Here is an 11,819-nt window from a genome sequence, read left to right on the forward strand (position 1 = left end):
ACGGCTCCGCACATCGCCGGCGTCAGAGCCAGTGGTTGCGGCGGAACGTGCGGTACAGCAACAGGCAGATCGCCAGCATGGTCAGCAGCACCGCCGGGTAGCCCCAGGTGGCCTTCAACTCCGGCATGTGTTCGAAGTTCATCCCGTAGATCCCGGCCATCGCGGTCGGCACCGCGGCGATCGCGACCCACGCCGAGATCTTGCGCATGTCGGTGCTCTGCTGCATCGACACCTTGCCCACGGCGGCCTGCACCAGCGAGCTGAGCACCTCGTCGTAGCTACTGATGCGGTCGGAGGCCTTGATCGCGTGATCCAGGACGTCGCGCATGTAGCGGCGGACCTCCTTGGAGATCAGGTCATTGTGGTCAGAGGTCATCCGTTGTAGATCTGTGGCCAGCGGGCTGACCGCTCGGCGCAGCTCGACGACCTCCCGTTTCATCAGATAGATGTGCTCGATTTCGGTGGCGCGGTTGGGCGAGAAGACGTTCTCCTCCATCTCGTCGATGTCGTGCTCGACGAGGTCGGTCACGTCGAGGTAGTCATCGACGACGTGGTCGGCGATCGCGTGCATCACCGCGTACGGGCCGAGCTTGCAGTTGGCGGGGGTGGTATCGATGTGTTTACGAACGCCGGCCAGCCCCCCGTGCTCGCCGTGCCGGACGGTGACCACGAAGTCGGGTCCGACGAAGATCATGATCTCACCGGTCTCCACGATCTCGCGGGTCCTGGCCACCGCATCGTTGGCGACATATTTGACGGTCTTGAGCACCAGGAACAGGGTGTCGTCATAGCGCTCAAGCTTGGGACGTTGATGGGCGTGCACCGCGTCCTCCACGGCCAGCTCGTGGAGCCCGAAGACGTCGGCGACGGCCTGCATCTGATGTTCGTCGGGCTCGTGCAGGCCGATCCACACGAAGGCCTGCAGTCCGTCGGACTCGATCTCGCGCACTTTGTCGAGCGCCGCGGCGTGGGTGTATTTGCCGGGTAGCCGAACGCCGTCGCTGTAGACGCCGCAGTCGACCATGGCGCGCGCGACCGGCACGTGGATGCTGCTCGCATCGGGTTCGGCCACCGGCTGCCGTCGACCCGTATTGCGCAGCTTGGATGGCGGAAGTGCGCGGAACGTCGGCATCGCTACCTCCCAGCATCACCGGATGACACATCCGAATGTTACTAGTCGGTCGCATTTCCAACCTCTCACCTGCGGGGTTGGGGTGCCGGTGAGTTCGGGGCATGAAGTAGCGTCGAGCGCATGTCCGAACTGGTGCGAACCCCACAGGTTGTCGTCGATGACGCCGAGATCTTTGCGGCCCACGAGGGTGGAAAGCTCTCGATCGACCTGAAAGCGCCGCTGGATACCCAGCGGGCACTGTCGATCGCCTACACCCCGGGCGTAGCCCAGGTCAGTCGCGCGATCGCCGCCGATGCGACGCTGGCCAAGAAGTACACCTGGGCCAACCGACTGGTCGCCGTCGTCAGCGACGGCAGCGCCGTGCTCGGCCTCGGTGACATCGGCGCGGCCGCCTCGCTGCCGGTGATGGAGGGCAAGAGCGCCCTGTTCAAGACCTTCGGCGGGCTGGACTCGATCCCGATCGTGCTGGACACCAAGGACCCCGACGAGATCGTCGAGACGCTGATCCGGCTGCGCCCCACCTTCGGCGCGGTCAACCTGGAGGACATCTCGGCGCCGCGCTGCTTCGAGATCGAGCGCCGCGTCATCGAGGCGCTGGACTGCCCGGTCATGCACGACGACCAGCACGGCACCGCCATCGTTGCGCTGGCCGCCCTGCTCGGCGCGGTCAAGGTGCTCGACCGCGAGTTCACCGACCTCAAGGTCGTCGTCTCCGGCGCCGGCGCCGCCGGGGTGGCATGCACCAACATCCTGCTCAACAGCGGGATCACCGACATCATCGTGCTGGACAGCAAGGGCATCGTGGAAACCGGCCGAGCCGATCTGAACTCCTTCAAGGCCGAGCTGGCGCAGCGCACCAACCCGCGTGGCCTCGCCGGAGGAGTTGCCGAGGCGCTCGACGGCGCCGACGTGTTCCTGGGGGTGTCGGCCGGTCTGGTTCCCGAGGAGTTCATCGCGACCATGGCGCCGGGCGGCATCGTGTTCGCGCTGTCCAACCCCGACCCCGAGATCCACCCGGACGTGGCGCGCAAGTACGCCGCGGTGGTGGCGACCGGCCGCAGCGATTTTCCGAACCAGATCAACAATGTGCTCGCCTTCCCCGGTGTGTTCCGCGGCGCGCTGGATGCCGGTGCGCGGCGTATCACCGAGGAGATGAAGGTCGCTGCCGCGCACGCCATCTTCTCGGTCGTCGGGGACGATCTCGCGGTCGACCACATCGTGCCCAGCGCACTGGACCCACGGGTCGGCCCCGCGGTGGCCAAGGCCGTGGCCGAAGCCTCCGGGGTCTGAGGTCGGCTCCACGATGCGGTGGCTGACGGCTGCGCTCGTCGCGCTGCTGATGGCCGGTTGCGGTGGGCAGGCGCCCCCGCCACCCTCGGTGGCGGTCGGGGCGCAGCCCGGCGCCGAGTCGGCGCTGCTGGCCCACCTCTACGCCGCGGCGCTGCGCTATTACGGCAGCGCCGCGCATGTGAAGGATGTCGCGGACCCGTTGGGGGCGCTGGACTCCGGGGACGTCGACGTGGTGCCGGCGTTCACCGGTGCCGCGCTGAGCCGGTTCGCTCCCGATGCCCCCGCGCGCTCGGCGGCCCAGGTGTACCGGGCCATGGTCGGATCTTTGCCGGAGGGGCTCGGGGCCGGTGACTACACCGAAAGTGCCTCGGACAAGCCGACCGTGGTGGTGACCGGGCCGACCGCCACCGACTGGGACGCCACCGATGTGCTGGCACTCGTCGGTCGGTGCGCGGATCTGCAGCCCGGTGCGGTGCGCGGTGCGGACGTGCCCGCAACCCTGGGTACGTGTACGTTGGCGCAGCCGCGTGAGTATGCCGACGCCGACGCGATGCAGGCCGCGTTGCGCGACGGCCGGATCAACATGGCCTGGACGACGGCCGCCGCGCCGGGGCTGTCACCGGAGCTGACCGTGCTGTCCGACCGCACCGCGCTGATCCGGGCCGAGAACATCGTGCCGGTGTTCCGGCGCAACGGATTGACCCAGACCCAGCAGCGTTCGGTGAACGAACTGGCCGGTGTGCTCGACACCGATGCGTTGGCCCAGATGCGGGCCGAGGTCGCCGCCGGCGGTGAGCCGGGCGCGGTGGCGGGTGCCTGGCTGGGCACCCACCCGCTCGGCCACTAGACCCCTACTTCGGGATCAGGCCCTTGGCCACCGATGAGAACAGCTTCTGGTAGCCACCGGATCCGGTGATTCGGATCAGCACGTCCAGGATCTTGGCGTCGGCGCCGACGAGCACCCGGGCGCGGTCCTTGCGGACGGCTTCCAGGATGATCTGGGCGGCCTTCTCCGGGCTGGTGCGGGCCAGCTTGGTGTCGAAAGCCTTGGCCATCTCGGCGACGTCGATACCCTCGGCCGCGGTGGCATTGCGCGCGATGGCGGTCTTGATGCCGCCCGGGTGCACGCAGGTCACCTTGACCGGATGCTTGTTGATCGCCATCTCCTGGCGCAGCGCCTCGGTGAACCCGCGCACCGCGAACTTGGCCGAGTTGTACGCCGCCTGGCCGGGCACCGCGAACAGGCCGAACACGCTGGACACGTTCACCACGTGCCCGTCACCGGAGGCGATCAGGTGCGGCAGGAACGCCTTGGTGCCGTTGACGACGCCCCAGAAGTCGACGTCCATCACGCGCTCGATGTCCTTGAACGCGCTGACCTCGATATCGCCCTGGAAGGCGATACCGGCATTGTTGTAGATCTGGTTGACCTTGCCGAAGTGTTCCTTGACCGCGTCGGCGTAGAGCTCGAATGCCTCGCGCTCGGTGACGTCGAGACGGTCGGCCTTCACCGGTACACCGATGGCCTTGAGGCGCTCCTCGGTGACCGCCAGGCCCTCGGTGTCGACATCGCTGATCGCCAGCTTGGCGCCGGAGCGGCCCAGCTCGACAGCCAGTGCCTGCCCGATGCCCGACCCGGCCCCCGTGACGACGGCAACTTTCCCGGCAAAGCCCTCCATGCGCACGCTCCTCTGCGATCGACTGTCCACGCGATTGTGTCCGACCTTAGCCGTTACCGGCGGTACCGAGGCCGACAGGGTCGGTCCGTTCTCCACGAAAGCGGTGACGAGGTCGGCGAACTCGTCGGCCCGCTCGATCTGCGGCATGTGCCCGGTCGCGGCGAACAGGTGGACCTGCGCGTCCGGGAACTGGCGCCGCGCCGCGGCCAGGTGCGCCACCGGAAGGATGCGGTCGCGGTCACCCCAGATCAGCAGGGTGGGCCGGGGATGCGCGGCGACGGCGGCCAGCAACTCCGCGCGCCACTGCGGCCGGACACCGCGCATGGTCCCGAGATGGCTCGCCATCTCGAGCAGGAACTCTCCGGTGCCGGGCTGGGCGGCGATGCGCAGCGCATGGTCGATGCGTTCCCGGGTGGCCAGGGACGGGTCTGCGAAGAGGCGCCGTTCCATCAGCCGCGCGCCCGCCGGGGTGCTGCGGGTGGCGAGCTGGCGCCCGATGCCGGGAAGCGAGAGCATCCGCAGCAGTGCGGTGACCTCGGCGCCGAAACCGGCGCTGTTGACCAGGGTGAGACTGGCGACGCGTTCCGGGTGGGAGGCCAACAGCTGCATGGCCACCGCACCGCCGAGCGAGTTGCCGATGACATGGCACGGTCGGTTCTCGTCGAGCGCGGCCAGGGCACCGGCCACCCCGTCGGCCAGGCCGGCCAGGTCCGCGGGGCCGTCCCGGCGTGCGGATCGGCCGAATCCGGGCAGGTCGACCGCGATCACGTAGAAGCGCCCCGACAACCGCTCGATCTGCTCGGTCCAGTCCTCCAGGCTGCGGGCGATGCCGTGCAGCAACAACAGCGGGGTGCCGGCGCGATCACCGGCGGTCAGGGTCCGGACGGGGCGGCCATCGACATTCACGACGTGCATCGGATCATGATGTGACGACCGCTACGCGTTGGCCAGAGTCAAAGCGCACCTGATCGCGGCAACTGCGGTGCACTGTGTGCGAGCCGGCCGTAATGATTACGTGGCCGGCAGCGATGTCCCGGGCATGATGCGTCTGATCGTCACCTCCGCCGCTGCCCTGTCGGTGGGCCTGCTCGCCGCGGCACCCGCCCAGGCCGACCCGGCCACCGATTTCCTGAACACCCTCGACGGCACCGGCCTGAGCACGCTCAACCCGGCCGATGCCGTGGCTGCCGGTCAGTCCGTCTGCCCGATGCTGGCCGACGGCGGTCAGAACCTCGCCGATGTCGCCGGACAGGTCGCCGACACCATCGGACGCCCGCTCGGCCCGGCCACCATGTTCACCGGCTTCGCGATCTCGGCGTTCTGCCCCGGCGCGGTCACCTCGATCGCCAACGGCGAGTCGCCCGTCCCGCTGGGGATGCTGGGCTTCTAGCGCCACGAGCGTGCACGAACTGCGCCCCGACACCGGAGTGTCGGGGCGCAGACACGCACGCTCGGCGGGAAGTCGGCGGGAACTTAGGCGAACGCCTCGTCGATGATCTCCTGCTGCTCGACGGCGTGCACCTTCGACGACCCCGAGGACGGGGCGCTCATGGCGCGCCGCGAGATGCGCTTGATCCCGGTCAGCTTCTCCGGCAACAGCTCCGGCAGCGACAGACCGAAGGTCGGCCACGCTCCCTGGTTGGCCGGCTCCTCCTGCACCCAGAAGTACTGCTCGACATTCGGATACTCGTCCAGCGTCGCGTTGAGCCGGCGCCGCGGCAGCGGGTAGAGCTGCTCGATGCGCACGATCGCGATGTCGTCGCGCTTTTCCTTGGCCTTGCGCGCGGCGAGCTCGTAGTAGATCTTGCCGCTGGTGAGCAGCACCCGCTTCACCTTCGACCGGTCGCCGTCGCCGTCCTCGTACATCGGCTCCTCGAGCACCGAGCGGAACTTGATCTCGGTGAAGTCGCGCACCTCGGAGACCGCGGCCTTGTTGCGCAGCATCGACTTTGGGGTGAACACGATCAGCGGCCGGTGGATGCCGTCGAGCGCGTGGCGGCGCAGCAGGTGGAAGTAGTTCGCCGGGGTGGAGGGCATGGCCACCGTCATCGACCCCTCGGCGCACACCTGCAGGAACCGCTCGATGCGGCCCGAGGTGTGGTCGGGGCCCTGGCCCTCGTGGCCGTGCGGCAGCAGCAGCACCACATCGGAGAGCTGACCCCACTTGGCCTCGCCGGAGGAGATGAACTCGTCGATGATCGACTGCGCGCCGTTGACGAAGTCGCCGAACTGGGCCTCCCACAACACGATCGCCTCGGGGTTGCCCACCGAGTAGCCGTATTCGAAGCCCACCGCCGCGAACTCCGACAGCGCCGAGTCGTAGACCATGAAGCGGCCACCGTTGGGGTTGCCGTCGGCGTCGGCGGTCAGCAGGTCGATCGGGGTGAACTCGGCCCCGGTCTTGCGGTCGATGATCACCGCGTGCCGTTGGGTGAACGTGCCGCGGCGGACGTCCTGACCGGTCAGCCGGACCGTCTTACCCTCGGAGACCAGCGACCCGATGGCCAGCAGCTCGCCCATGGCCCAGTCGACCTTGCCCTCGTAGGCCATCTCGCGGCGCTTGTCGAGCACCGGCTGCACCCGCGGATGGACGTTGAAGTCCTCGGGCGCGGCCAGGTGCGCGTCACCGATGCGGGCCAGCACCGACTTGTCGACGGCGGTGTTGAGGCCCTTCGGGGTCTGCTGGTCGGATTCCACCGATTCACTCGGTTCGATCTCGTGCTTCTCCAGCTCGCGGACCTCGTTGAACACCCGCTCCAGTTGGCCCTGATAGTCGCGCAGCGCGTCCTCGGCCTCCTTCATCGAGATGTCGCCACGACCGATCAGCGCCTCGGTGTAGGACTTGCGGACACCGCGCTTGGTGTCGATCACGTCGTACATACCGGGCTGGGTCATCGACGGGTCGTCACCCTCGTTGTGCCCGCGGCGGCGGTAGCACAGCATGTCGATGACGACGTCCTTGTTGAACTTCTGCCGGAAGTCCATGGCCAGTTTGGCCACCCAGACACACGCCTCGGGGTCATCGCCGTTGACGTGGAAGATCGGCGCGCCGACCATCTTCGCCACGTCGGTGCAGTATTCGCTGGAGCGCGAATCGTGCGGCGAGGTGGTGAAGCCGATCTGGTTGTTCACGATGATGTGGATGGTGCCGCCGGTGCGGTAGCCGCGCAGCAGCGCCAGGTTGAGCGTCTCGGCCACCACGCCCTGACCGGCGAAGGCCGCGTCGCCGTGCAGCATCATCGGCACTACCGAGAAGGCCGGATGGCCCTCGGGAGAGGTGAAGTCGATGATGTCCTGCTTGGCGCGCACCAGGCCCTCCAGGACCGGGTCGACGGCCTCCAGGTGGCTCGGGTTGGCAACCAGCGACACGGAGATGTCGTTGTCGCCGAACATCTGCAGGTAGGTTCCGGTCGCGCCGAGGTGGTACTTCACGTCACCGGAACCGTGCGCCTGGCTCGGGTTCAGGTTGCCCTCGAACTCGCTGAAGATCTGGCTGTAGGGCTTGCCGACGATGTTGGCCAGCACGTTGAGCCGGCCGCGGTGCGGCATGCCGATGACGACCTCGTCGAGCCCGTGCTCGGCGGCCTGGTCGATCGCGGCGTCCATCATCGGGATGACGGTCTCCGCGCCCTCCAGCGAGAAGCGCTTCTGCCCGACGTACTTGGTCTGCAGGAACGTTTCAAAGGCCTCGGCGGCGTTGAGCTTGCTCAGGATGTACTTCTGCTCGGCGACCGTCGGCTTGTCGTGCTTGGTCTCCACCCGTTCCTGGATCCAGCGCTGCTGCTCGGGCTCCAGGATGTGGGTGTACTCCACACCGACATGGCGGCAGTAGGCGTCGCGCAGCACCGAGAGGACATCGCGCAGCTTCTTGTATTCGGCGCCGGCGAAACCGTCGACCTTGAACTCGCGATCCAGGTCCCACAGCGTCAGGCCGTGGGTCAGCACATCCAGATCGGGGTGGCTGCGGAAGCGGGTCTTGTCCAGGCGCAGCGGGTCGATATCGGCCATCAGGTGGCCGCGGTTGCGGTAGGCCGCGATCAGCTCGATGATCCGGGCGTTCTTGTGATAGATCGAGTCCGGGTTGTCGGTGCGCCAGCGCACCGGCTCGTACGGGATGCCGAGCTCGCGGAAGATCTCGTCGTAGAACTCGTCGTCGAGCAGCAGGGTGTGGATGGTGCGCAGGAAGTCACCGGACTCCGCACCCTGGATGATGCGGTGGTCATAGGTGGAGGTCAGCGTGATCAGCTTGCCGACACCGAGTTCGGCGATGCGCTCCTCGGAGGCGCCCTGGAACTCGGCGGGATACTCCATGGCGCCGGCGCCGATGATGGCGCCCTGTCCGCGCATCAACCGCGGCACCGAGTGCACGGTGCCGATGGTGCCGGGGTTGGTCAGCGAGATGGTGACGCCGGCGAAATCCTCGGCGGTCAGCTTGCCGTCGCGGGCACGCCGGACGATGTCCTCATAGGCGGCGATGAACTGCCCGAACCCCATCGTCTCGCACTTCTTGATGGCGGCCACCACCAGCGAGCGGTTGCCGTCCTTGCCGGCCAGGTCGATGGCCAGTCCGAGATTCGTGTGGGCCGGCGTCACCACGTTGGGCTTGCCGTCGACCTCGGCGAAGTGCCGATTCATGTTCGGGAACTTCTTGACCGCCTGCACGATGGCGTAGCCGAGCAGGTGGGTGAAGCTGATCTTGCCGCCGCGGGTGCGCTTGAGGTGGTTGTTGATGACGACGCGGTTGTCGATCATCGCCTTGGCCGGGATGGCCCGGACGCTGGTGGCCGTCGGCACCTCGAGGGAGAAGTTCATGTTCTTGACGACGGCGGCGGCGGCACCCCGCAGGACGGCGGACTGGTCGTCGGCGGATGCGGCGGCCTTGGGCTTGGCCGGCTCGGACTTGGCCGGCTCGGCCTTGGCGGCCGGTGCGGACTTGGCGGGGGCGTCGTTCTTGGCCGGCTTCTCGGCAGCGGGCTTGGCTGCGGCGGGCTTCTCGGCAGCCGGCTTCGCGGGGGCGGAGCCGTTCGAGGACGGTGCCGCGGTCTTTGCGGGGGCCTTCGGAGGAGCCGAGGTCTTGGTGGCCTGCGCTGGTGCCGCGCTCGTGGCGGGCTCGCTGCTCACCTCGACCGGTTCCGGCGCGTAGTCCACGAGGAACTCATGCCAACTCGAATCCACCGACGAAGGATCCTCGCGGAACTTGCGATACATCTCTTCGACGAGCCACTCATTTTGTCCGAAGGGTGAAGGTGCACTGCTCACAGCAGCTTTTCGCCTCGATTCCATCTGCTCACGGCGAGCACCGTCTCACGCCACCCGCGCCCATGATTTCTGCGGTTTACCGCGTTTTGCCGCCCTAAAGGCTACGCCTCGGAGCACACCCCCACCACGAGAGTGGGACTTGTCACTCGGACTGCGCGGAGGGCAGCACATGCAGGGTCGACGGCCACCGCGCGGGAGGGTTGCCGAACGCCAGTTGCGCGTTCTTGACGATCTTCTTGCCCATCAACCGATTACCCATCCCGCCAACGACCGCGCCGACGCCGACCGGCAGCATCTTGCCGAAGGCCAACGCGCCGCGTTTGAGGGCGTACTTCTTGACGAAGAACTTCAGCAGCCGGTTGTTCAGCTGTGACACCGCGGGCAGCGGCAGGGTTGCCGCGCCGTCGGAGATCCACGCGCCGCTGGTGCGTCCGCCGCCGACCAGGTCGGCCACGGCGCCGCGGCCGTCCTCACCGACGAGGACGGCGAGCACCAGCGCGCGACGACGCTCGCGGTGGTCGGCCGGGATGCCGTGCACCTCGGCGACCGCGAGCACGAACACCGCCGTCGCCTCCAGGAACACCACCGTCTCGCCGGCGACCGCCGACATCGCGGCCAGCGTGCCGATGCCCGGGAACGCGGCCGCCGAACCGACCGCCGCACCGCTGGCCATCACCGCGGCCAGGTAGTGCTTCTCCAGGGCGGTGATGATCTCGGCCGGGGTGGCGTCGGGGCGCTGGCGGCGCATCCGGTCCACATAGGCGGTGACCGCGGGTGCCTGCAGGCGGGTGCTGCGCTCCAGGATCTGGGACAACGCCTTGGCGGCGGCGCTGGGATCCTCGCTGCCGCCGTCGCGGGTGGCAGGCAGATTCTTGGTGCTGGACCGGGCGTTCATCGGCGTACTTCCCTTCGCATCCTCGGGTGCGTCCCGCGGTGCCTGTCGAATACCCAGGCTAACCACAGTTCAACGACCGGGAGGCCGGTCTGAGTGCCCGACCGGCGAATTGCGGTGACCTGGCTCACTCCTGGCCGGATCGGGAAGAAAAAAGTCGGATGCGACGCTGCCCCTACCCGTGACAACATCCCTGGGCGTGACGACCGAGACCGCACCGCCCAGCAGGTTGCGGATGATCGCCGTGCTGGGCCTGATGGTGGCGCTCGGTCCACTGACCATCGACATGTATCTGCCGGCGCTGCCCCGGATCGCCGGGGACCTGACGGTGTCCTCGTCGGTGGTGCAGTTGACGTTGACCGGCACCCTGGCCGGGCTGGCCGTGGGCCAGCTGGTGATCGGGCCGCTGTCGGATTCGCTGGGCCGCCGGGTTCCTTTGATGGCCGGCATCGTCCTGCACATGGTGGCCTCGCTGATCTGCCTGTTCGCTCCGAACATCGCGGTGCTCGGCGCGGGCCGGGTGCTGCAGGGGTTCGGTGCGGCCGCCGCCGCGGTGGTCGCGGTGGCCGTCGTCGGTGACCTCTACGTCGACAGTGCGGCCGCGACGGTGATGTCGCGGCTGATCCTGGTGCTCGGCGTGGCGCCGGTGATCGCGCCGTCCCTGGGTGCGGCCGTGCTGTTGCACGCGTCGTGGCACTGGGTGTTCGCGGTACTGGTCGTGCTGGCCGGCGGTCTGTTCCTGCTCGCTGCGTTGGCGCTGCCGGAGACCCTGCCGGTATCGCACCGGCGCCCGCTGCGGGTGCGCGGGATCGCCGCCACCTACGGCTCGCTGCTGCGCGACCTGCGCTTCGTGACGCTGGTCGCCGTCGCCGGCCTGAGCATGGCGGGGCTGTTCGGCTACATCGCCGCGGCACCGTTCGTGCTGCAGGGGGACTACGGCCTGAACCAGCAGACCTTCGCGCTCATCTTCGCGGCGGGGGCGATCATGCTGATCGGCTCCACCCAGTCCAATGTGGTGCTGCTGCGCCGGTTCGCCCCGCAGCAGATCATGGTGGCCGCACTCGGCGTCTCGGTGGTGGCCGGCATCGCGTTCGTCGCCCTGGCCGTGACGGCGGTGGCCGGCTTGGCCGGGTTCCTGGTGCCGGTGCTGGTCATCCTCGGTGCCATGGGTCTGGTGCTGCCCAACGCGCCCGCGGTGGCGCTGTCGCGGCACTCCGAGGCCGCCGGTACCTCGGCGGCGCTGCTCGGGGCCGCCCAGTTCGGCATCGGCGCGGCGGTCGCGCCGTTGGTCGGAGTGCTCGGCAACAGCGAATTCGCCTTGGCCCTGGTCATGTTGGTGGGGTCGGCGGTCGCGCTGCTGGGTCTGCTGACCGTCGGCTCGGCCGCACCGCTGCACGGCGAGGGGGCCGCGGTCGAGGACGCCGAGACCGAACGGGTCTGATCGCCCGGCTGTGACCGGGCCCGACTTGTCACCGCAACCGGCGTGACCGTAGCGTCGGGCGGGTCGCCACTTTCCCGATGACGAGTAGATGTTCGAGAACCCCACTGACCGAGCTGTGCGCCCGGC

At 68.4% G+C, this 11,819-nt stretch carries 8 protein-coding genes and 1 pseudogene; 4 read left to right on the forward strand and 5 right to left on the reverse strand.

What is annotated here, in order from left to right:
- Positions 1–22: 22 nt before the first annotated feature.
- Positions 23–1,132, reverse strand: a complete 1,110-nt coding sequence (corA, locus tag BST17_RS18700) for a magnesium/cobalt transporter CorA (protein ID WP_083060400.1) — start codon at positions 1,130–1,132, stop codon at positions 23–25.
- A 120-nt stretch (positions 1,133–1,252) separates the two neighbouring features.
- Here corA and BST17_RS18705 point away from each other — a divergent pair, with 120 nt between their 5' ends.
- Both BST17_RS18705 and BST17_RS18710 read left to right on the forward strand, forming a co-directional pair.
- On the forward strand, positions 1,253–2,422 hold the full coding sequence (locus BST17_RS18705; protein WP_083060401.1) for an NAD(P)-dependent malic enzyme: 1,170 nt from the start codon (positions 1,253–1,255) through the stop codon (positions 2,420–2,422).
- 13 nt (positions 2,423–2,435) lie between these two features.
- Positions 2,436–3,269 (forward strand): glycine betaine ABC transporter substrate-binding protein, encoded by an 834-nt coding sequence (locus tag BST17_RS18710; protein WP_083060402.1) that lies wholly within the window; start codon positions 2,436–2,438, stop codon positions 3,267–3,269.
- A gap of 4 nt (positions 3,270–3,273) precedes the next feature.
- Here BST17_RS18710 and BST17_RS29690 read toward each other — a convergent pair whose 3' ends face one another.
- Both BST17_RS29690 and BST17_RS29695 read right to left on the reverse strand, forming a co-directional pair.
- Entirely contained in the window at positions 3,274–4,101 is an 828-nt protein-coding gene (locus tag BST17_RS29690; RefSeq protein ID WP_165762303.1) for an SDR family NAD(P)-dependent oxidoreductase, read from the reverse strand.
- 123 nt (positions 4,102–4,224) lie between these two features.
- Positions 4,225–5,016: pseudogene (locus tag BST17_RS29695) on the reverse strand (alpha/beta fold hydrolase); the annotation flags it as partial.
- A 124-nt stretch (positions 5,017–5,140) separates the two neighbouring features.
- Between BST17_RS29695 and BST17_RS18720 the strand changes: the two are divergent.
- Positions 5,141–5,491 (forward strand): DUF732 domain-containing protein, encoded by a 351-nt coding sequence (locus tag BST17_RS18720; RefSeq protein WP_083060441.1) that lies wholly within the window; start codon positions 5,141–5,143, stop codon positions 5,489–5,491.
- Positions 5,492–5,574: 83 nt separating this feature from the next.
- On the opposite strand, the gene BST17_RS18725 is transcribed toward BST17_RS18720, so the two are convergent.
- Both BST17_RS18725 and BST17_RS18730 read right to left on the reverse strand, forming a co-directional pair.
- Positions 5,575–9,360, reverse strand: a complete 3,786-nt coding sequence (locus BST17_RS18725; RefSeq protein WP_083060404.1) for a multifunctional oxoglutarate decarboxylase/oxoglutarate dehydrogenase thiamine pyrophosphate-binding subunit/dihydrolipoyllysine-residue succinyltransferase subunit — start codon at positions 9,358–9,360, stop codon at positions 5,575–5,577.
- Positions 9,361–9,502: 142 nt separating this feature from the next.
- On the reverse strand, positions 9,503–10,255 hold the full coding sequence (locus tag BST17_RS18730; protein ID WP_083060405.1) for a hypothetical protein: 753 nt from the start codon (positions 10,253–10,255) through the stop codon (positions 9,503–9,505).
- A 232-nt stretch (positions 10,256–10,487) separates the two neighbouring features.
- Between BST17_RS18730 and BST17_RS18735 the strand changes: the two genes are divergently transcribed.
- Entirely contained in the window at positions 10,488–11,693 is a 1,206-nt protein-coding gene (locus BST17_RS18735) for a multidrug effflux MFS transporter (RefSeq protein WP_083060406.1), read from the forward strand.
- Positions 11,694–11,819: the final 126 nt, after the last annotated feature.

The sequence above is a fragment of the Mycolicibacterium bacteremicum genome (assembly GCF_002086115.1).
GTDB classification, from domain to species: Bacteria; Actinomycetota; Actinomycetes; order Mycobacteriales; family Mycobacteriaceae; genus Mycobacterium; species Mycobacterium bacteremicum.